Annotated in this window: 19 protein-coding genes and 1 pseudogene; 13 read left to right on the forward strand and 7 right to left on the reverse strand. The window is 35.2% G+C overall.

Annotated features, from left to right (window positions below):
• Positions 1 to 22 precede the first annotated feature (22 nt).
• The 3 genes from sstT to PYV58_RS10540 all read right to left on the reverse strand — a co-directional run bounded on the left by sstT (position 23) and on the right by PYV58_RS10540 (position 3,554).
• Positions 23 to 1,219, reverse strand: a complete 1,197-nt coding sequence (gene sstT / locus PYV58_RS10530) for a serine/threonine transporter SstT (RefSeq protein ID WP_270382402.1) — start codon at positions 1,217 to 1,219, stop codon at positions 23 to 25.
• A 169-nt stretch (positions 1,220 to 1,388) separates the two neighbouring features.
• Positions 1,389 to 3,116 (reverse strand): sulfate permease, encoded by a 1,728-nt coding sequence (gene sulP, locus PYV58_RS10535; RefSeq protein WP_034616791.1) that lies wholly within the window; start codon positions 3,114 to 3,116, stop codon positions 1,389 to 1,391.
• Positions 3,117 to 3,242: 126 nt separating this feature from the next.
• Positions 3,243 to 3,554, reverse strand: coding sequence for a metalloregulator ArsR/SmtB family transcription factor (locus tag PYV58_RS10540; RefSeq protein ID WP_004720219.1), 312 nt, complete (start codon positions 3,552 to 3,554; stop codon positions 3,243 to 3,245).
• Between the two features lie 233 nt (positions 3,555 to 3,787).
• Between PYV58_RS10540 and PYV58_RS10545 the strand changes: the two genes are divergently transcribed.
• The 7 genes from PYV58_RS10545 (at position 3,788) to PYV58_RS10575 (ending at position 11,095) form a co-directional block, all read left to right on the forward strand.
• Positions 3,788 to 4,045: a hypothetical protein gene (locus tag PYV58_RS10545; protein ID WP_004821745.1), complete on the forward strand. Its 258-nt coding sequence runs from the start codon at positions 3,788 to 3,790 to the stop codon at positions 4,043 to 4,045.
• Between the two features lie 6 nt (positions 4,046 to 4,051).
• The gene (locus PYV58_RS10550) at positions 4,052 to 4,795 is read left to right on the forward strand and encodes a zeta toxin (RefSeq protein ID WP_034616794.1); all 744 of its coding nucleotides are present in this window, start codon (positions 4,052 to 4,054) and stop codon (positions 4,793 to 4,795) included.
• 404 nt (positions 4,796 to 5,199) lie between these two features.
• Positions 5,200 to 5,616: a YeeE/YedE family protein gene (locus PYV58_RS10555; protein ID WP_034616526.1), complete on the forward strand. Its 417-nt coding sequence runs from the start codon at positions 5,200 to 5,202 to the stop codon at positions 5,614 to 5,616.
• A gap of 2 nt (positions 5,617 to 5,618) precedes the next feature.
• Complete coding sequence (locus PYV58_RS10560) at positions 5,619 to 6,029, forward strand: DUF6691 family protein (RefSeq protein WP_034616528.1); 411 nt, start codon at positions 5,619 to 5,621, stop codon at positions 6,027 to 6,029.
• Between the two features lie 6 nt (positions 6,030 to 6,035).
• Positions 6,036 to 6,902: an MBL fold metallo-hydrolase gene (locus PYV58_RS10565; protein WP_034616531.1), complete on the forward strand. Its 867-nt coding sequence runs from the start codon at positions 6,036 to 6,038 to the stop codon at positions 6,900 to 6,902.
• A gap of 533 nt (positions 6,903 to 7,435) precedes the next feature.
• Positions 7,436 to 9,544, forward strand: coding sequence for a bifunctional diguanylate cyclase/phosphodiesterase (locus PYV58_RS10570; protein WP_034616534.1), 2,109 nt, complete (start codon positions 7,436 to 7,438; stop codon positions 9,542 to 9,544).
• 495 nt (positions 9,545 to 10,039) lie between these two features.
• Positions 10,040 to 11,095: a 3-deoxy-7-phosphoheptulonate synthase gene (locus tag PYV58_RS10575; RefSeq protein ID WP_034616537.1), complete on the forward strand. Its 1,056-nt coding sequence runs from the start codon at positions 10,040 to 10,042 to the stop codon at positions 11,093 to 11,095.
• 95 nt (positions 11,096 to 11,190) lie between these two features.
• On the opposite strand, the gene PYV58_RS10580 is transcribed toward PYV58_RS10575, so the two are convergent.
• The 4 genes from PYV58_RS10580 to PYV58_RS10595 all read right to left on the reverse strand — a co-directional run bounded on the left by PYV58_RS10580 (position 11,191) and on the right by PYV58_RS10595 (position 12,655).
• Complete coding sequence (locus PYV58_RS10580; protein ID WP_034616540.1) at positions 11,191 to 11,499, reverse strand: hypothetical protein; 309 nt, start codon at positions 11,497 to 11,499, stop codon at positions 11,191 to 11,193.
• Positions 11,500 to 11,555: 56 nt separating this feature from the next.
• Positions 11,556 to 11,891, reverse strand: a complete 336-nt coding sequence (locus PYV58_RS10585) for a hypothetical protein (protein WP_034616543.1) — start codon at positions 11,889 to 11,891, stop codon at positions 11,556 to 11,558.
• Positions 11,892 to 11,987: 96 nt separating this feature from the next.
• Positions 11,988 to 12,302 (reverse strand): hypothetical protein, encoded by a 315-nt coding sequence (locus PYV58_RS10590; RefSeq protein WP_034616546.1) that lies wholly within the window; start codon positions 12,300 to 12,302, stop codon positions 11,988 to 11,990.
• A 17-nt stretch (positions 12,303 to 12,319) separates the two neighbouring features.
• Positions 12,320 to 12,655, reverse strand: a complete 336-nt coding sequence (locus tag PYV58_RS10595) for a hypothetical protein (RefSeq protein WP_034616549.1) — start codon at positions 12,653 to 12,655, stop codon at positions 12,320 to 12,322.
• Between the two features lie 112 nt (positions 12,656 to 12,767).
• On the opposite strand from PYV58_RS10595, the gene PYV58_RS10600 reads away from it, so the two are divergent.
• The 6 genes and pseudogenes from PYV58_RS10600 to PYV58_RS10625 all read left to right on the forward strand — a co-directional run bounded on the left by PYV58_RS10600 (position 12,768) and on the right by PYV58_RS10625 (position 20,845).
• Positions 12,768 to 13,115: a hypothetical protein gene (locus PYV58_RS10600; RefSeq protein WP_034616551.1), complete on the forward strand. Its 348-nt coding sequence runs from the start codon at positions 12,768 to 12,770 to the stop codon at positions 13,113 to 13,115.
• A 35-nt stretch (positions 13,116 to 13,150) separates the two neighbouring features.
• Positions 13,151 to 17,083: an RHS repeat protein gene (locus PYV58_RS10605; RefSeq protein ID WP_275059825.1), complete on the forward strand. Its 3,933-nt coding sequence runs from the start codon at positions 13,151 to 13,153 to the stop codon at positions 17,081 to 17,083.
• A protein-coding gene (locus PYV58_RS10610; protein ID WP_085947552.1) for an IS3-like element ISAba21 family transposase occupies positions 17,046 to 18,211 on the forward strand; the annotation gives its coding sequence in 2 pieces (ribosomal slippage) (positions 17,046 to 17,304 and positions 17,304 to 18,211; 1,167 coding nt in all). Before PYV58_RS10605 ends, PYV58_RS10610 begins: the two co-directional genes overlap by 38 nt.
• A gap of 38 nt (positions 18,212 to 18,249) precedes the next feature.
• Positions 18,250 to 19,407: pseudogene (locus PYV58_RS10615) on the forward strand (hypothetical protein); the annotation flags it as partial.
• Positions 19,408 to 19,442: 35 nt separating this feature from the next.
• The gene (locus tag PYV58_RS10620; protein WP_227504267.1) at positions 19,443 to 20,444 is read left to right on the forward strand and encodes an RHS repeat-associated core domain-containing protein; all 1,002 of its coding nucleotides are present in this window, start codon (positions 19,443 to 19,445) and stop codon (positions 20,442 to 20,444) included.
• 2 nt (positions 20,445 to 20,446) lie between these two features.
• Positions 20,447 to 20,845: a hypothetical protein gene (locus PYV58_RS10625; RefSeq protein WP_034616555.1), complete on the forward strand. Its 399-nt coding sequence runs from the start codon at positions 20,447 to 20,449 to the stop codon at positions 20,843 to 20,845.
• The last annotated feature ends 143 nt before the right edge of the window (positions 20,846 to 20,988 follow it).

A 20,988-nucleotide genomic window follows, 5' to 3' on the forward strand; every position in this document is an offset into this window, starting at 1 on the left:
TTTTATTCATATACCTTGTATATTACTTTTTAGAAAGATCAACTGCTGCTGTAAATAAGACATCAGTCGAGGAATTCAATGCTGTTTCTGTTGAGTCTTGAAGCACACTAATCACCATACCAATTGCAATTACTTGCATTGAGATTTCTGAAGGAATACCAAATAAACCACAAGCCACGGGAATTAACAACAGAGAACCACCAGCAACACCAGATGCACCACAAGCCGTTACCACAGAAACCACAGATAAGATCACCATAGTGACGATATCAACTTGAATACCAAGTGTATGCACAGCAGCGAGGGTGAGCACGGTAATCGTTACCGCTGCACCTGCCATGTTAATTGTTGCACCTAATGGGATCGCAACGTTAGCAGTAGTATCATTTACCCCTAAGCGTTTTGCCAAATCAAGGTTTACTGGAATATTTGCCGCAGAACTACGGGTAAAGAATGCAGTGATTCCACTTTCTCTTAAGCATTTTAAAACCAAAGGATATGGGTTTTTACGCATCACAAAACCAACAATCAATGGATTGATGACGAGGGCTACAAAAAGCATGGTACCAACGAGTACAGCAATCAAGTGTGCGTAGTTTTTTAAGGTTTCTAAACCTGCTTGTGCAAATGTTGCAACAACTAAGCCAAAGATCCCCACAGGAGCAAAAGCAATCACCACACGAATAATGGCATTCGTTGCATCCGCAATATCTGTAATCACTTGTTGAGTGGTTTCTGAACCGTGACGAAGTGCCGCACCTAAGCCTACAGCCCAAGCTAAAATGCCAATAAAATTCGCTTCATGTAAAGCTGTTATTGGATTGGTAATAAAACTAAGGAGTAGATTTTTTAATACTTCTGCTACGCTACCCGGTGGCTGTAAAGTCACTTCACTTGCATGTGCAAAAACCAAAGTACTTGGAAACATCGTGCTTATCGTAATGGCACTAATCGCAGCCAGTAACATTCCAATTGCATATAATCCAAGGATCGGTTTTAAGTTACTCGCGCCTTCACCGACTTTAAAGTTGGCGATAGACGAGAGAACCAAGACAAATACAAGAATTGGTGCAATGGATTTTAATGCTTTAATAAAAAGCTCGCCTAAAATAATGAAATATTGGGCTGAATTGGGGAATAGATACGCAACTATAAAACCAAGAATAATGGCAATAAGAATACGAGTAACTAAACTTAAACGTGCTAGGACAGCAAACATGTTGAACCTTTATGCCTAAACTGGTCTAAAATCGATGAACAAGCCGCGTATTCTATACCTAAAAGCGAAAACTTAAATAATACAATTTCGCCATAAAAATTAAGATATTAAAAAATATATAGCTTTTTCAGCAATCATAATAAAAAATGTTGATAATTTAAACGATTATTTAACTAAAAGTTTGGGCATCTAATTGATGCATGGCTTGGTAATGCGTTAAATAAATATTTCCACTAAGCTGTTTAATTAAATTGGACTGTTTTAAACGATCCATGACTGGACCTTTGACTTCCGTGAGATGCATTTGGATTTTTAATTTATTTAAATCACTGTTGATTTCTTCCAGAGTTTCTAAAGCACTTGCATCAATATTACTAATACTTGAGCAATTGATCACCACATGATGTAGTTCTGGGTGTTTACTGACTTCTAAAATGATAAATTCTTTTAAGGTATTGGCATTTAAAAAACTTAGATTTTCATCTATACGAATAGACACAATATTGGTACTGGTCAATACATCATGTCTTGAAATATTGCGGAAATGTTGCGTGCCTTCAACTAAGCCAATGACGGCAATATGCGGACGGCTAATACGCCATAACAGCAATAAAAATGTAGAAACAATACCAATAATCAAACCTGTTGAAATATCGATACACAACACCCCAAAGAATGTGACCCACATGGCAATACCATCGGCTTTGGAATAACGCCATGTTTCGATGAAGGGTTTAAAATCAACCAATTTCCAAATGGATACCATAATGGTGACAGCGAGAATCGCCAAAGGAAGTTGTTTAAATAAACCGGTAAAATATAAACTCACAATCACGATAAAAATTGAAGATAACACACCAGCCATAGGCGTTTTTGCGCCTGCATCTGCATTGACCACTGTACGTGATAAACTGCCAGTCACAGGAAATGCTGACGTGACACCTGCACTAAAGTTGGCTAAACCCAGTGCAATCAGCTCTTGATTACTATTGAGCTCACTACGTTGTTGAAATGCTGTGGTCTGTGCAATAGAAATAGATTCGACAAAACTCACCATGGTAATCATGGCTGCACCGGGTAAAAGTTGGATCACCAAATCCCAACGCCAGTAAGGCATGGCAATTGGTGGAAATCCCGAAGGAATCTCCCCCACGGTTTTGATACCAAATTGGTCTATATGCAGGAAATGTATTAACGCAATCGAAATAAACACCAGAACCAAGGGCAGTGCTTTCACCCAGAATTGTAGAGAATGTGCATAAGATTGGCATAACTTAGATTTAAAAAAAACGGGGATGTAAATCAAAAACAGAATCGCACAGACACCAAAAATCAAAGTCTCAATATTGGTAAAGCTAATGTATTGCCATAGGCTTTGGATAAACTCGATAATATTGCCAGATTTTAAGGGTACATCGAGCATAAACTTAACTTGGCTGAGTGCAATCAATACTGCGGATGCGATGATAAAACTCTTAATCACAGGATGGCTGATTAAACGGATTAAAAAGCCGAATCTAAAAATTCCCAGTAAACTTGAAAGTATGCCGACGAGAAGTGCCAATAAACATGCGGCTTGAATATACACAGGTGAACCTACCTCATAGAGCGGTTCAAGTGTAGCAAAGGTCATCATGGAAATCAGTGCAACAGGACCAATAGAAAGCGTTGGACTACCACCAACAATGGCATAGATGATCATGGGTAAAATACTGGCATATAAGCCAGTCACAGGAGGCAACCCAGCAACCATGGCATAAGCCATACCTTGAGGTACAAGCATTGCAATGACGATTAAAGCAGCAAGTAGATCAGCCCTAAATTTAGGGACATTATAGTCTTGCAGCCATTGCCATGCAGGGAGTATTTTACTGAGTTGAACTTTTGGAGCAGCCATTGGAACTTCATTAGCATATTTTCATATATATTATGCAGAAAAAATGCTAAGAAAAATAGCGACAGCTAACTTATATACTGAATTGTTTGTTTTTATTTTAAATTTATCTAGACGCTAAGATGTGTATTAAACCTGTGGGCAATACAAATCATATAAGGTTGTTAATACCACTGTCAGTTTTTGATCTTTAATAGAATAATAAATTTGCTTCCCATCACGACGTGTTGAAACAACATCACTTTTACGTAACATCATCAATTGTTGAGAGAGCGTCGGTTGATTAATCTGAGTTTTTTCTTCTATTTGCGAAACATTTAACTCTTCTTGAGCAAGATGGCATAAAATGAGTAAGCGATCTGTATTGGCTAAAGATTTTAAAATAGTCACGACTGATGCAGCTGATTCACGCATTACATCAATTTCAAGATCACTAGACATCGGTAGGTTCCATCCATTATTTAATACAGTATAACTGTGTCAGTGCATGTCGTATGGCTTTTAGCTTATGTTTTTTGATGAATTTCTAAATCAATTTTGTGAATATATCTTCACATTCTGTTTTAACTTTCTACAGAACTAGATTTTCTCTGTTTACAGTTGAATAAATAGACAAAAATAAGTGATATGTTAAGATGTAACTACAGCTAAAAATCAAGCTAAGGATATTTGACATGACGACATTTACAGCAATGAAGACGACATTACGTGAGGAAGCAACGATTCCAGTGCTTGCTATCGATGCGTTTAGTGCGGCATTTAATCATGCAAGTCAGTCAAACGCTACAATCACTTATGTAAAAGATCAACAACTGGTTCAACAAAGCAATGGTGAAATCAAAGTTGTTGAAGATTTATCTTCTGCCTATGTGGTTCCCAAGCTTAAACACAGTGTGTTAAAACGTAAAAAGAAACAAGAGGTGATGGCATAATTTTATATGCGACAGCCGAGAATAAGAATGTTTGCTGGTCCAAACGGATCAGGTAAAAGCACAATTAAAGACTATTTAGCGCCCCATCAGATTGGGGCATATTTAAATGCAGATGAGCTTGAAAAACAATTATCTGCGACTCAAAGTTTGTGCTTAGATGATTATCATCATGATTTATCTAGCGCAGCGTTACTGAAATTTTTAAAACAAAAAAAACGTAAAAAGAATGACCAAGTCGTGCCGCTATTATCCTCAAAACCACAAATTGTGGATGGACTCATTATATTTAACCGAGATGAAATCGACTCCTATCTTTGCGCACGCATTATCGATTTTATTCGGATGGAATTTTTAAGGTTAAAAATGAGTTTCACTTTTGAAACTGTGATGTCGCATATCAGCAAAGTAGAGTTTCTACGTGAAGCCCAGAAACAAGGCTTTAAAACGTATCTGTACTATGTGGCAACCGTTGACCCAAAAATTAATATTGGACGTGTGCAATATCGGGTCGCTACAGGTGGTCATGCTGTACCAGTGCAGAAAATCTGTGAGCGCTATTACCGTAGTTTAGATTTATTGATGTTGGCAATTGAAGCCTCAGATCGTGCATATATTTTTGATAATTCAAGTCACGGTGAAAAAGCAGCTTTTATTGCAGAGATTGAAAAGGCTGAAGTACTAAAACTAAATCCTGTTGTAGAGCATTTCCCTAAATGGTTTGTAGACAAAGTATTGAGTGAATTTAATTAATTTTAAGATTAGATCTGTTTGATAAAGCAAAAAAAGATCATGTTGAGTGAAACATATTGGTATTAAAAATTTCTTCTTACTTTGGAATAAGGCAAGAATGAGGGGATTTTATGTTGATTTATAGTTTTAAAAAGGACTGATAAACGAAGTCTATTGGTAAAATATTAAAAATTAAAATAAATTATAAGCTATTGATTGTTAATTATAAATATGAATAAATCTATGCAGAGATTTAAATCAAAATTAAAAATTAGGCTGTGCAATCCTGTAGCAAATCATATAGAGATTGTATTTGCAGTTATGACTTTGATTTGCATATTTCTATATATCCTTATCTGAAGATGAGGTTGATTAATTTAAATAATTATATATTATTAAAACATATATTGTATGGATTTAAAGCAATGCATGATTTTATACTGGCCTTTTTGGGGGGAGTCCTACTTGGGCTGGCTGTAGTTGGCTACTTATTTGTAAATGGTCGTGTTGCTGGGGTAAGTGGTCTAATTGCACAAGTCCTCAATCCACACAGAATTTTTAAAACACCTGCTTTGTGGTTTTTATTGGGCTTATTCAGCATACCATTTATCTATGGAGTGATTTTTAATCCTGAAATCGTGATGCTAACGACAAGCCCAATTTTACTTGTCATCGCAGGTCTATTGGTAGGCTTTGGCACACGATTAGGATCAGGCTGTACCAGTGGTCATGGAATTTGTGGGATAAGTCGTTTGTCTAAGCGTTCAATTGTCGCAACCTGTACCTTTATGCTGGCTGGGTTTATTACGGTGTATGTGATGCGCCATGTGATTGGAGCTTAATCATGAAAAATATCTTTGCATTTATCTTTGGTGGGCTATTTTCTGTAGGTTTAATGCTCTCGGGGATGTCGAATCCAGCAAAAGTCATCGGTTTTCTAGATATATTTGGTCAGTGGGATCCAAGTCTGGCTTTTGTGATGATCGGCGCAATTGTAGTCGCATTTATTCCTTTTCAAAAAGCGATACGTGATCCTGTGACTGTGTTTAATGAAGTGATCGAATTACCAAAAAATACCCAACTCGATACAAAGTTAATTGCAGGCGCTTTCATTTTTGGTATAGGTTGGGGAATAGCTGGAATTTGTCCAGCACCCGCATTTACATTGATTGGTTTAGGTTATTATCAAGCCTTATATTTTATTGTTGCCATGCTGTTTGGCGTATTGATTCATCGCAAAGTGACAGGAGCATAATTTTTTATGAATCCATTTGTACAAGATTTTTTTGATGAAGCCAGTAATACCTTTAGTTATGTAGTGGTGGATCTTGCTACTCAATATTGTGCCATTATTGACAGTGTATTGGATTATGATGCGGCATCTGCAACAACATCGACAACACATGCAGACCATATTATTCAGTATATTCAAAAACATCATCTTACAGTGCAGTGGATTCTTGAAACACATGTACATGCAGATCATTTAACAGCATCACAATATTTAAAAGAACAGTTAGGTGGTCAAATCGCCATAAGTGAAAAAATTGTGACTGTTCAAGATATTTTTAGTCAAATTTATAATTTTGATTATCAGGTTTTAAAAGCACAACATTCCTTTAATTATTTATTTAAAGATCATGAGATTTTTAAGATTGGTGAGTTAGAGGCATATAATCTCCCTACGCCTGGTCATACCCCAGCTTGTTTGACCTATGTGATTGGTGATGCCGCCTTTGTTGGTGATACTTTGTTTATGCCTGATTATGGCACAGCGCGTTGTGATTTTCCAAAGGGCAGTGCGGCACAACTTTATGATTCTGTAATGAAAATTTTTAACTTAGCAGAGCATACTCGGTTATATTTATGCCATGATTACCTGTCTGAATCACGCCTAGATTATCATTGCCAAACAGACATTAAGAGCCAACGTGAAGAAAACATCCATATCCATACAGGGGTGACTAAACAAGCCTTTATTACGATGCGGGAACAGCGTGATGCTACATTGGCTATGCCGAAATTGATCCTTCCAGCCATTCAAATCAATATGAATGCAGGTCAATTTCCTGAGCCTGAAATAAATGGTATTCGTTATTTAAAATTACCTTTAAATTATTTTAGGTAAATTGCTTAAATTAAAATGTATTTATTAAATGATAATGATTTAAATTTTTGTTCAATAATTATTCGATTTAATCACGATGATTATTTATTTAGTTTTTTAAAATAATTTTCTTTAATATGCTTGAAAATTACGCAATGATTGATTTTTTTATGAATATTGTTAAGATTATTGTAAATAAGTGCAGAACTCAATCATGGAATTGAGTCTCTTTAGAATAAATCATAATAGGGGGATTTTTTCTCATATTACAAAATATAAAATTTATTTATCAGGTTGATATTTAAAGATAATTTAAATAAATATAGGTTTGTCATAAATTTGAAACATACCTAAAAACTTAAAAGAATAGATTTTATAAACATTATTGTATACAATTTAAACTTATTGGTTAAAGTGTGACTTATATCACATGGTTTTTTTAAAAAAATAACGACTCGACACTTGGGTTATACAAGAAGCTGTGGTTATTTAAAATACATATAAGTTTGAACAATGGTTTATCTTAATTTTGCGTTGATAGATAGGATTAATTTATGGCAGGCATTTATTTACCTTTGCATTCGAGTTTGAATCAGGTGGATTCATTTCCAAAGTCTATAACTCCTCGATCTGCACAAATTTTGAATGAAGTCAAAGAAGCTTTAGATCTGATACCACACCTTATTTGGGTGACAAAATTGGGGATTGGCTATTGTAATACCCCATTAAAAGAATTTATTGGTGTAGATACGCACAATATTTGCGATTCCGATTGGATTAAATGCTTACATCCTGATGATGCAGAACATATCTATAATATTTGGATAACAGCGCAGAAAACGGGTCAGCGTTTTGAAAAAGAATGTCGTATCCGTCATGTGAATGGCGACTATCAATGGTTTTTACTGATTGCTCAAAGTACGGTTTATAAACAACAGTTTTTTGATTGGACTATAACCTGCACCAATATTCATGAACGTGCAACGTTATTACGTGAAACCAGTGAGTCACTAAAAGCCAATACAGATATGCTTGATGTCAGTGTCGACTGTATCAAAATTATTACACCAGATGGTTATGTGTCACATATGAACAAATCTGGTTGTATTGCATTACTAGGACAAGAAAAAGTAAAAACTTTTGGTATGGAATGGCTCGGACTATTACCAGCAGAAGTGCGTGAACAGGGTAAAAAAGCCATTAAAGAAGCGGCAAAAGGCAAAAACGCCAGATTTGCAGGTAAAAGTGTCTTTGGTAATTTAACCATGTATTGGGACAATATTTTAACCCCAGTTGTCAATGAAAATGGTCAAACCACCAGTATTTTATGTGTTTCACGAGATATAACCAAACAACGTATTGCCGAAGAAAAACTCAGAGTGATCTGTGAATTTGATGAAATGACGAGTTTGATGAATCGTCGTGCATTTAAAAGAAGATTAAAGGCATCAATCTCTAAAGCCAGAGAAAACCGAAGCAAAATTGGATTATTATTGATTGATTTAGATCATTTTAAACATATTAATGACACATTAGGTCATTCTGCTGGTGATCATTTACTTAAGGTTTTATCTAAACGCCTTGCGCATTGTTTAGATGAAAATGCCTATATCTCAAGACTCGGAGGTGATGAGTTTGCGGTGGTGATTGACCATGTGGAAAGTCATGCACAGATTGAGGCTGTTTCCAAAAAATTATTACAACAACTCGATGCGCCTATTACTTATAGCGGTAAATTGCTGAATGGTGGTATGAGTATCGGCGGTTCAATTTATCCGCATGATGCCAAAGATGGTTCAGGATTGTTGAAATGTGCAGATGCTGCTTTAAATGACCTTAAAGAACGGGGTCGTGGTGGAATTCGTATGTTTGGTGTAGACATGTTTGAAATTGCCCAAAGTAAAGCCAAGCAATTAAATACAGCGCGCCAAATTATCCGTAACAATCAAATTGAACCATTTTACCAACCTAAAGTGAAACTGGATGATTGCTCAATTATTGGTTTTGAAGCTTTACTCAGATGGCGAGATGTAGAGGGCAATGTTTATTTACCTGCGACTGTTGCTGAAGCATTTAATGATTTTGAGTTAGCGACCAAAATCAGCGAAACCATGCACGATAAAATATTTACAGATATTTCTCATTGGATCAAGCAAGGCTTTAACGTTGTACCGATTTCAATCAATGCCTCACCTGTAGAGTTTATGCGGGATAATTATGCTGAAATTTTATTAAAGCGCTTAACCCAGTATGCCATTCCACATCATCTTGTTGAAGTCGAGATTACTGAACATGTTTTGGCTGATCGTGGATATGAATATGTCATTCGCGCGTTAAAAAAACTTAAACAAGAAGGCGTGCGGATTGCCTTAGATGACTTTGGAACAGGGCATTCATCGATGACGCATATTCGTGATTACCCTGTAGATAGTTTAAAAATTGACTACAACTTTGTAAATCGTATGCATGAAGAAAAGTCAATTAAAGCGATCGTGGAAGGGATTGCAAAATTAGGTCCAATCCTTTCTTTAGATATTATTGCAGAAGGGATTGAAACGATTCAGCAGCTTGAAAATTTAAGAGCCGTGGGCTGTAAATTTGGCCAAGGTTTCTTATTTAGCCAAGCAATTTGTGCTGAACAAGTGCAAGAAATGTTGCAGTAAGGGGCTTTGGATCAACACTATTGATTGAGTTAAATTGTGCCTTAACTCAATCATTTGTATTCCATACATAAAATATAGAAAAACTTTAAAAAAGGGCTTGAAAAGTCTACAGACTACAGGTATTGTAAATTCAATATAGATTTTTATGAACGACATAAAGATGAAAAAGCAACCTGTAATCGCTACTTCTTATTATTTCTGGCAATTCTTTAGATAATTGCCTGAAGTCGTTCGGGCAATGAATTGGTTGCCCATCAAAGTTAATACCTGATCGGCAACACCGATCAGGTTTTTTTATATCTGAATGTTAAAAATATTTTGAATCAATTAAGTGTAAAGATTTTGGAGAATGTCATGATGAAATTTAACTACGTATACTTTAGCAACTTTTATTGGACTTACTTTGGTCAAGTGAAAAACCTGATCGCCCATTTGAATAGATCCCATACGCTCAAATAAAAGTTCGGACTTTGTAAGAGTCCAAAGGAATACATCATGAATGCACTAAATATTGCTTTACAACAAAATCAAACCATAGAAACTCAACTCAGTTTGCCTTATGAGTTAAAAGAAAAATTTGCATTAAAACATAAGCTTGCTTTACAAATTGCTGAGCAACGCCAAACAATTGAAAATATTCTCGATGGTACAGATGATCGTCTGTTGGTGATTACTGGCCCATGTTCTATTCATGATGAAAAATCCGCATTGGAATACGCAGATCGCTTAATACAATTACAAGAAAAAGTGTCAGATCAGATCTTTCTAGTGATGCGTGCATATATTGAAAAGCCACGTACAACAGTGGGCTGGAAAGGGTTTTTATACGATCCAAATTTAGATGGATCTGCCAATATGCAATTGGGTTTAGAAAAATCACGTCAATTATATTTACAAATTATTGAAAAAGGCTTGCCGATCGCCAGCGAAATTTTAAGTCCTATGGCAACTGCATATTTTGATGATTTATTGACTTGGGGTGCAATTGGTGCACGGACCAGTGAATCACAAATTCATCGTGAAATTTCAAGTCATATGCCTTTTAGTATTGGCTTTAAAAATGGGACAGATGGCTCGATTCAAATTGCTTTAGATGCAATCCAATCTGCAAGTCATCCTCATCAGTTTCTAGCCATGGGTCAAAAGGGATTGCCTTGTATTGTGCATAGTCATGGTAATCCTTTAGCACACATCATTTTACGTGGTTCAAATAAGGGCACAAACTATGATGCAGAATCGATTCAGCAGATCCGCCAACAGCATCAAGGGAAATTACCCGCATTGCTGATTGATTGTAGTCACGGTAACAGCAGTAAAGATCCTTTAAAGCAACCGTTGGTTTTGCAGCAAATCATTGAAGAAAGACATGTGACCCATGTACGTGGTGTAATGTTAGAAAGTCATTTGGTGGATGGTAATCAAAAAATTTCTTGTGATATGACTTATGGTCAATCTGTTACAGACGGTTGTTTGGGTTGGAATAAGACGGAGCAATTGTTGTTGGATGTTGCGGAGCAACTTTCGAAACAGGAGTTGTTGCAGACAGCGTAAAACACAATATCAAATTGTGTCTTTATAATTTTGAAATAGTCCTTTATAAAAAATCCCATCATATTTTGATATGATGGGATAAAGGTTAAAGTTTGTTATTTTGGTTGTACTTGAATCACTTTACAGTAGCCATTGCCAGAATATGATTCAACATACACTTCTACAGCTCTCTTTTTTTGATACCACTGCGCCAAAGTCACAGCAAGAATAACCTTACTTGTTTGAGGAATAAGCATCCAACCATAAGGAGTGCCATTACAAACAGTTGGAAGGTTTCCTGATTCAAGCCGAATGAGTAATCCTTCCGAAACACTTGTGATAGATGTCATATTTCCATATACATATGTCTCAGCTGCAAAAATTTGCTGAGTTAATAACACTGAAAGTAATAGAATTTTTTTCATGTTTCAGTTCCCATAATTTTAAAAATTAATTTTTGAATTTAGCAATCCATAGCTAATTAATCATTTAAAATATAGTGATAAAACCCTTCAGCCAAAGCCCATGGTTGGAAATCAGAGCATCTCTGGGGACCAGAAAAAATCAATGTTACAGTTTTTTTAGTAATTTGAGCAGTAAGTAATACAGCAAACAATTTACTACAATTCGATGGGGGGATTTCATTCCAAGTTGTTGATGTACTACATAATACAGGACTATTTAAACCACCTACAGTGTTAGCTAAAAGTCCACCAGTTTTCGGATTTATAGATACACCACTCACTCTTCCAGTACAGCTTGCAGCAAAGATGGATTGATTAATCAAAATAAGTATTAAAAAAATAATTTTTTTCATTAGTATCACCTCTGAATTAAATTCAATAAAATTAGTTTATAAGAAGAAACCCTTGGTGCTGTGATAAATGATGTCAAAGTATAAAAATTTCTTGAATTACCACATTCTTACCATCCATGGTACAGTTACATAATCAGTTTCTTCACAATTATAATTGTCCTGTATATAACGCAAAGTTATATTCTTTTTCATCGCATATGCTTGCATTAGGATACCTAAGTATGGCTTCGTTGATGGTTTTGACCATGAGCCAATCTGTTTCCAAGATTCTCGACCACTTGAAGATTTAAGCAATGCTAATAAATCAGTTTCTTGTGTTTGAATTTGCATTACTTTATATGGTCCACAATCTACTTGAGCAAAACACTGATTACAGAAAAATGAACTAATAAAAATAATTATAATTTTCATAAGTATACCTTGCTAAATTAATAAATATGAAACCAAACGATAGATGGCCTACCATCTGAGGAACATCCATCTAAATAAACATCTACAAATTTCTTACTTAAATAAGCTGCGTAAAGCGAGGCATATGTTCTTTTTCCATTTGTAGTGCTAGCGTCAAAACGGAATTGATTTACATTTTTATATGGACAAGACAAAGTGTTACCAAAAGGCTCCCCTGACAAACTTGCATAACATGTTCCGTCTACATGATGGCAACCAATGGTAGTAATTTTCCGATATGTAATATTCTCAGCAGCATATAAAGAAGTATTTGCTGTCATTAAAATAAGAACAATTGTGATTTTTCTTAACATTTTTCTCCACTCTCATGATGAATTGTGAATATTTTGTGTTGAACTTGTATTTTTTCTTAAAAATATGTATTTTTTATATACAACTTATTAAAAAAAGTAAATAGGGTTAAAAATGAAAAAAGTAGTGTTCTTTGTTTTGTTGATGTCTCAACTAGTGTTTGCTGGAAATGTTTTAGCCAGTGACTACACAGGAAAAGTTGAATCAATTGTAGTACGTGACTCGGATGGACTCATTTATATTTATTTTAGCGGTAGTCGATCAAGTAATATCCCGGATTGTGCTAAAAACACAAGTTATATGATGATAAAAAATGAAAATAGTGCAACGGGAAAGCGGCAATTAGCAATGTTAATGTTGGCACAAGCATCAAATAGAAATGTAGGTGTAGAAGGAGCGAATGTATGTACAAGATGGCCTGACGGTGAAGATATTCAATCAGTTATTTTGCAACGCAAATAGGTAATTAAATAGATAAATAAAAAAGGATATCGCTCATGAGAATAATAATGAGTTTTGTTTTAAGCCTATTTAGTTCAATACTTTATGCTGGAGCAATAGATTGGTCTGTTGCAATGACATCTTTTCCATCAGATCAAAGTGTAGGCGATACAGGACAAGAAAAAACACCCAATGGTTATGTCGATTTAATGAGTGGTAACCTTGTTTATGATGTACCTGAAGTCACATTAAAAGGTGAGAGAGGTCTGAATTTTACTCTGTCTCGTTCTTATGGAAAAGTAAATAATGGTTTTCGCTCTATGGGGAACTGGGAGCTAGAGTCACCAAGATTGGTGATGATGACAGGGGCATCTACAAAACTTCAAGGCGATGGCGGAGCTGGTGTATGCATAGCCAATGGAGATGCCAAAACTGGCAATAATAGTTTTGGAAATCCTATCTACGATACGAATATTATTGATAGCGGATATAAAAATGAAACTAGAGAAGATTTTTTATCATTAGCTAATGCGAATTATTTTAAAAATTTAGCTTATGCGATTGCAGTATCTACAGCAGCACAAAGAAATGTTGATCCGCGATCAAATGAAAATGTTGGATTAGCATTCCAAATTGACACCAGAATTCCTTACAACCCCTTAGGTGGAATACCTGGGATGAATACTACTGTTCCAGATGCGCTACAAACTTATAGTAACTTATTGTTATCTGAAAATAAAAAAGACAATGAAGCTGTAATTAATGCGTTAGTTACTAATTTAAATATTTCATTGTTTACGTATAAAACTGCTCTTGAAAATAATAAAATAATTAAAGTATCTATTAGAACTAATTATGGTGTAAAGGAGATTTATAAAAACTCAAATAACTATGATGTATTTGCTAAAGAATTAGTTGAAAATTTTAGTAGTAGTTTACTAGGAATGCAAAATATTGATATTAGTTTCTATATTAAGGGTTCTAATTCACCTGTGGTTTTAAAAGATGGGAATGGTAGGCCAGTCAATATGGCTGGATTTATTACTTCTGTAAATACAAATGCATATGCAAATACATTATTGGCTCTACTTGAGAAAAAATGGAATGGCTATGGTGTTGTTGATTCAATAAAGTGGGATTACTCAAGAACTTATACATCTAGAACGGATTTTTCTTTATATTCACAGGTGGACACTCGCCAAAGACCAATTACACTGTATCTTCCTGGTCAAAAAAATATTACATTCTATCCAATTAAAAGTAATGTAGCTGGTTATCCTCAATCAGCTCGTTATATCTCACAAGATAACTGGTTTATTTCATGTGAAAATGGTGGAAATGATTTTAGAGTACGAGCTCCGAATGGGTCTAATTATTTATTTCCTAGTCAAAATAGAGAAAACCAAACAGGCTTTCCAACTGTATTTGCAAGTCAATATATTGCTGGACGTGTAAGCATTTATGCCTCAAAAGTAGAAAATCAGTTTGGTGAATCCTATCTCATGAATTATCATAAGATGGAAAATACCAATCAAACCTATCAAGGCTATAATAATTCATCTAAATTATTTTTAGAAAGTATTAAGCATCAACTTGATGGGAAAGATATATCAGACAATGATGAAGTGGTATTGTCATATGCTAAATATAAAAATGGATCAATAGTTACAGAAAATAAAAATGATTTTTCTAATTTCGAAGGTGACGTGGTTTTAACTAAAATTAACCGATACATAAATAATAAATATTTAGTATGGAAAGCCTATGTATATTATCAAGGGAGTAACAGTAACTATCTAAATAATGACACTATTCCAGGTAGTACCAATACTGTTAGTCAGGTTCAAAATAAACAAGCTGCAAGTGTCTATTTGAGAACTGTTGGTGATGTAAGTGGAGATGCGATTACATATGATTATGGTGGACCGTATCGAATCGTAGGAAACCATCCTAAGTCTGTTAATGGTGTTACTTCACAAGGCTATATGTGGTTTTATAGTGATTTGACTGGGATTAAATATTTTAAAGGCTCCTCAAATGGTCTTGTAAATGCGAAATCTGTTGGTTGGTCGTACTATCTATTTAACGAGTCTCGTCCAGGCTTTGTTGAAACTAAATCATTTAAAGTAAACAGTTCTAGCTATACAGGCGTAGATGTTAATCCATTACAAATTATCTATAACTACGGTCGAAATAAAGATAACAAAGAACAAACAACAACAGTAACAACCAAGGACAATGCTACAGGTTTATCTAAAGTATATGTCTATGTCATGAATGCTTTTGAAGGTGGTAGTGCTGAAAGTTTTCAACATGGACTACTTAAAAAAGTAACAATTGATGCACGTACAGAATCCTATAATTGGACAACATTAAACACTATTGGACAGAAGCCAAAAATAACCAGCGATAACTATACTGATTATGAAGATGTGTTATTTGTTAGGTTATATTTCAAAACGATTAATCATCATGGTACATATAGCACAATTTATAGTAAATTTGATCAATATGGTAATCCACAAGTAACTGAATTTACAGGTTTAAATGGCTCTCGCTCAATTTCGTTACCAGTTACGTATATTGCTTATTTTAATGCAGACCCTACAAATGCTTCAGTTAATGATGGTAGTTTACCATGGATTATAGGTTTACCTCGTGAAAAGGCTTCAGGATACTACACTACACAATCTCTTGAATATGATGCTCAAGGTGCAATCACGAAGGAGAGCAAAGAAGGACGTATCACCAAATTTAAATATGAAACTGTTTCATTTAGTTCATGTTTAGGTAACCTTGCTGATTTTGCTTGGTCAAAATTTGCTAGTTGTTTTTCAAGCTATGTTGCAGGAGATAAACACACAGGCTTACCAATGGAAGTTGATGTGGGCAATGGTCAACAAATTACTCAATACTCTGCCTATAAAAAAGGTGTACCAGCCAATATCCGTTTAGCCAATGGTGGCCTAGAAACCAATGTGATCGATGACTTTGGTAATATTATTTTCCATACAGATGCAGATGGTGTTCGTTCACAAAACCAATATGACGATGCAGGTCGTTTAAAAATTGAAACACCAGTTATTGGTTTAAGCTATACAACTATTGATTACAATGGTTTAAACATTGTAAGAACAATGCAAAATGGCGCAAGTTATAACAAAACTGAAAAATATAATGGTGATGGTTTACTGATCTATTCTGCTGCAAATACATCAAATAAGACGGTGGTAAATTCAAGTAAATATGATGCTTTTGGAAATGTAATCTTTAGTTCAAATCCATCTACTGGAAGTACAAGTGAGGGGATTTCTACAAGTTATGATGTCTTTGACCGACCAAAAACTGTAATTGATAATGGCGTAACCGTAAACTACTGCTATCAATCATGTGGTGGGCGTAACGGTGCTATTGCATTAACAACAGATGCTTATGGTGTCACTGAAACTGATTATTTAGCTGCTGGCGATTTTAGTGCAAATCTAAAAACACTGGTCAGTCGTAAAGGTGGTGATGGTTCTGTATTCACAACCTCAACTGAATATAATTTAGGTCTGTTAAAACCAACTTTTGCAGCTTCAGGTGCTTCAACACAAAGTTATACCTATAACAGTAATGGCACATTGGCGACCGAAAAAGACAATAGTATCAATGGGCAAAAGGGTTATGGTTATGATGCGACTGGGCGAATTAAAACCATTAGCCATCAAGATGGTTCAGTCGAAACAATTGAATATTATCCAATCAATGATTTGATTCGTTCTCGCGCTTGGCGTGGTGTAACCACCAATTATGGTTATAGCTTAGCAGGGCGTTTAAATTCAACCAATAATGCCAATACTTCGCAAGGCTATGGTCGTGATGGTTTTGGTCGTGTTGTAACACTGATGTGTGCTGAGAAAACAGGAGGTTTTAACTTGGTAAACTATAGACACTCATCAGGAGTTTACCATGAGCAAGAAACAGAAGACTTACACCGCAGAATTTAAAGTTGAAGCAATAAAATTGATTGAAGCCAATCAAGGCAATGTATCGGAAACAGCCAGACAACTTGGCATTTCAATGCAAACTCTTTCAAATTGGAATAATAAAGCAAAGACTGGCACCTTAGCAGGCACTAAACAATATTCACCTGATCTAAATGCCTTACTCGAAGAAAATAAAAAGCTCAAACAACAGCTCAAAACAGCTGAAATGGAACGTGAATTTCTAAAAAAGGCAGCAGCGTACTTTGCGAAAGAAAGTCAGTAAGGTACGCCTATATGAAACAGCAAAGATATTTATTCCCGATTAGCTTTATGGCTAGATTACTTCACGTTTCAGTGTCACGATTTTATGATTGGCTAAAACGAGGCATGAATAAAAGATTGGTTCAGCGAAATCAACAGACAATTTTGGTCAAAATAGCTCATGAGGAAACTAAACAAAGCTATGGCTATATTCGATTAACTAAGCATTTACAAGCGCAAGGTATCAAAATCAGTACGTATGCTGTACGTCAAATAAAAAAGCTCAACCAGCTGTATTGTAAGCGTCATAAGCGTTTCAAAAGAACTACGAAGAGTGATCATAATCGAGCGATCTACGCAAATTTACTAGAGCAACAGTTTTCAATGACTAAGCCCAATCTTGCATGGTCAAGCGATATTACATACATTTGGACTGCTGAAGGTTGGTTATACTTGGCAGCAGTAAAAGACCTGTACACGAAACAAGTGGTTGGCTATAGCTTAAATGAGCGTATGACCGCACAACTTGTTTGCAATGCACTGACTATGGCGATTCGTAATCAAAAACCAACGAAAGGCTTAATTATTCATTCGGACAGAGGCAGCCAATATTGCAGCCATGAATATCGAAAGATACTGGAAAAATGTGATTTTCAAGGTTCAATGAGCAAACGTGGGGACTGTTACGATAATGCACCGATTGAAAGTTTCTGGGGCATACTCAAGAATGAATTAGTGCATCATTGCAACTATAAAACCAGAGATGAAGCTAAAGCAGATATTACAAAATACATTGTGTTATTTTATAATCAGCGAAGAATTCAAAAGAGTTTGGATTTTAAAACGCCAAATCAAATAGCAGAGAACTTTTATCGGTTAGCTGCCTAGCATATCCCAAGTGAAAGTCTCCTGCTAATTCAGCACATATCACACTCACACAAAATATTAATTCCAATAATGCTAATTATGGTTATACCACCACATTTGGTTATAACAACTTGAACCAAGTGGTTTCAATTATTTATCCAAATGGCAAATCTGTTAATTTGTCAGATCAAAATGCTTTGGGTGAAGTCTATTCAATACCTAATGTGATTCAAGGGCTTAACTACAATATATTGAGTCAACTTACATCTGTACAAGCAAATGCTGATGTAGCTTGGACGTATTCGTACTCAAACAATGGCTTGCCTACAGGTGTAAGTTCTACCAGTTTGAACAAATGTGTACTCAATATTGGATATGGTTATGATGCATTAAACCGTATCAATAGAATGAGTGATCATTGTGGTGCGACCTATAACGCCACAATTGACCGTTTTGGTACAGGCTTGATGAAACAGGTTGAACTTGATCAGGCACGTTATCAGTATTTATATAACAATGATGATATTAGTTCAGTCAATATTACCTCTAAGAGTCAAATGGTTGCACCTGCTTCCTACACTTATAACTATGTGAATGGCACATCACGCTTAGCGAATGTTAGTGGTTCAGCATATAACTTTAGCTATGATGCGATGGGGAATGTCACTAATGATGGTATCCGTGCCTTAGATTATGATGCTTATTACCGTATCAGTAAAAATGGTAATGAAAGTTATATCTACAATACAGATGGTTTGCGTGTTCGTGCAGTTCGTGATGATGGTATTACTGACTATATTTATGATTCAGCAGGTAATCTGGTTTATGACATTAACCATCAATCAGGTTATAGCAAAGCCTATGTTTATGTTACTGGGAAATTAGTTGCAACTTTAGAACGTTATCCAGATGCCAACAGTAAAGGCTTTGATTTGATGAATGATTTTGAAGGAGCCGAGTTTGGTATCAATAGCTTGTTAGAGAGTTATGTGGACAGTGATGATGATGGTTTACCTGATTATATCGAACGCTTTATCGGTTCTGATCCAAATAATCCTGACTCAGATGGTGATGGTCATAAAGATGGTTATGAATACAAATTATTGGGTGCGAAAGGTGTTTTAGACCCGCTGATTCAACCAAGTGAGCCTGATCCTGATGAAGATATGGCAGCATGGTTGCCTGCAATCTTAGATATGATCTTGGAAGATGACTAAGGGGATAAATCATGAAAACAAAAATGAAAGACCTAATGAAAAATAACAATATGCAGCCAAATAAGATCTGGTTGATAACAGCTCAATTGATTGTATTAAGTCTCTTCCTAGTTCTTAGTCAGCTCACGCTGGCTAAGGATCGGATTCAATATCATGTCCAGAACTTTGATGGTTCAACCTTAAAAGTGATCAATGAACAGGGCGTGGTCAGTCAGTCTTATCAATACGCGCCTTTTGGTCAACAACTGCAATATAAGAAACCAAGCAATTTAAAGAATCCCAATGCTTTTGTTGGTGGGGTTCAAGATGCTGATGATTTGGTTTATTTAAAGCAACGTCACTATAACCCTGTATTAGGAAGATTTTATCAGCCTGATCCTGTGACTTTCTTAGAGAAGGGTCATGGACAGACCAACCGTTATCAATATGGATGGAATGATACTTATACTTTTAATGATCCAAATGGACGAGCAGTACAGCTACCTTTTATAGTCCTAGGAATATGGCTTATAGATAATCTAAGGTCAGACACACCAAATGCTAATAATATCCCACCAAGTGGAATTGGCGATGCTGCTCTTGCTGGGTATGGCTTTGGATCTATGCTATTTACAGCTAGACTAGCATCAATGTCAACCGCTGAACTTACTTATTATAATATAGCACAAAATGGCGCATCAATTTCACCTGTATTATGGTTAACATCAGGTACTAGTAATCTTTATAATCCTACTTATGTTTATCAGTTATCGGCAGCTGAAAGTGGTTTTTACCCAATAATGAAATGGGGATTTAAAGAACCACAGGGCGGTGTTTGGTTAGAAGCTGGGCAATTATGGAAAATAGGCGAAACTATACATCCTGCGACAAGATATTCCACGAAAGAACTAGCAAATACTGGTAGGGGATTAGATATGGAAATCATCAGTAAGAAAGGATTGCTACCTGCAGATGGAAAAGCTATTCAAAATCAATATATTCGAAATTATAGAGAAGTTTATGGTGAGCTCCCTCCTGGTAATAAAGGTGTTAAATAATCATGTTTAAATTTCAATTACTATCTGATACTGACTCTGAATCAGGAATTTTAATAGCAAAGCAACAAATTACTTCAAATGGATTTAATAAATATATTACATCTGAGAATTATGGTAGTGATTTAAATGGAATAGTAATTATATTAATGTGTCGTAAACCTGAAATTGTTTTTAAAAAACGATTACGATTATCAAAAAAAGAAAAAGTCTTGTACATGGATATTATGTTGGATTATGATCTATTTAATAATATGACATTCGAACAAAGAATCACTCAAATTTGTAAAACGCTTTTAGTAGAGTTATCACAGGTACTAAAAAAATATAAATTTCAAGATTTTAAATCGGATGAACTAATAAAAAAATTAGAAAATTGGTTTGTGAATTATGGTTTTATTTAAGTAGTTAATTTTATTATGAGCCTAATAATCAAGAAAGCTCATCAAAAGAGACTGCAATTAGCAGGATATCTTTATAGACAAGGCTTAAGATAATATGATCTTTTTCTTAACTGAAAATTTCAGATTTATTTTTTAGTTCTAAG

It is taken from the genome of Acinetobacter sp. TAC-1, from assembly GCF_029025845.1.
In the GTDB taxonomy this organism is placed as follows: Bacteria; Pseudomonadota; Gammaproteobacteria; order Pseudomonadales; family Moraxellaceae; genus Acinetobacter; species Acinetobacter guillouiae.

Bases quoted from the DNA above. Each gene is read 5' to 3' on its own strand.
- sstT (WP_270382402.1), bottom strand. From the start codon at position 1,219: ATGTTTGCTGTCCTAGCACGTTTAAGTTTAGTTACTCGTATTCTTATT.
- sulP (WP_034616791.1), bottom strand. From the start codon at position 3,116: ATGGCTGCTCCAAAAGTTCAACTCAGTAAAATACTCCCTGCATGGCAA.
- PYV58_RS10540 (WP_004720219.1), bottom strand. From the start codon at position 3,554: ATGTCTAGTGATCTTGAAATTGATGTAATGCGTGAATCAGCTGCATCA.
- PYV58_RS10545 (WP_004821745.1), top strand. From the start codon at position 3,788: ATGACGACATTTACAGCAATGAAGACGACATTACGTGAGGAAGCAACG.
- PYV58_RS10550 (WP_034616794.1), top strand. From the start codon at position 4,052: ATGCGACAGCCGAGAATAAGAATGTTTGCTGGTCCAAACGGATCAGGT.
- PYV58_RS10555 (WP_034616526.1), top strand. From the start codon at position 5,200: ATGCATGATTTTATACTGGCCTTTTTGGGGGGAGTCCTACTTGGGCTG.
- PYV58_RS10560 (WP_034616528.1), top strand. From the start codon at position 5,619: ATGAAAAATATCTTTGCATTTATCTTTGGTGGGCTATTTTCTGTAGGT.
- PYV58_RS10565 (WP_034616531.1), top strand. From the start codon at position 6,036: ATGAATCCATTTGTACAAGATTTTTTTGATGAAGCCAGTAATACCTTT.
- PYV58_RS10570 (WP_034616534.1), top strand. From the start codon at position 7,436: ATGGCAGGCATTTATTTACCTTTGCATTCGAGTTTGAATCAGGTGGAT.
- PYV58_RS10575 (WP_034616537.1), top strand. From the start codon at position 10,040: ATGAATGCACTAAATATTGCTTTACAACAAAATCAAACCATAGAAACT.
- PYV58_RS10580 (WP_034616540.1), bottom strand. From the start codon at position 11,499: ATGAAAAAAATTCTATTACTTTCAGTGTTATTAACTCAGCAAATTTTT.
- PYV58_RS10585 (WP_034616543.1), bottom strand. From the start codon at position 11,891: ATGAAAAAAATTATTTTTTTAATACTTATTTTGATTAATCAATCCATC.
- PYV58_RS10590 (WP_034616546.1), bottom strand. From the start codon at position 12,302: ATGAAAATTATAATTATTTTTATTAGTTCATTTTTCTGTAATCAGTGT.
- PYV58_RS10595 (WP_034616549.1), bottom strand. From the start codon at position 12,655: ATGTTAAGAAAAATCACAATTGTTCTTATTTTAATGACAGCAAATACT.
- PYV58_RS10600 (WP_034616551.1), top strand. From the start codon at position 12,768: ATGAAAAAAGTAGTGTTCTTTGTTTTGTTGATGTCTCAACTAGTGTTT.
- PYV58_RS10605 (WP_275059825.1), top strand. From the start codon at position 13,151: ATGAGAATAATAATGAGTTTTGTTTTAAGCCTATTTAGTTCAATACTT.
- PYV58_RS10620 (WP_227504267.1), top strand. From the start codon at position 19,443: ATGAAAAATAACAATATGCAGCCAAATAAGATCTGGTTGATAACAGCT.
- PYV58_RS10625 (WP_034616555.1), top strand. From the start codon at position 20,447: ATGTTTAAATTTCAATTACTATCTGATACTGACTCTGAATCAGGAATT.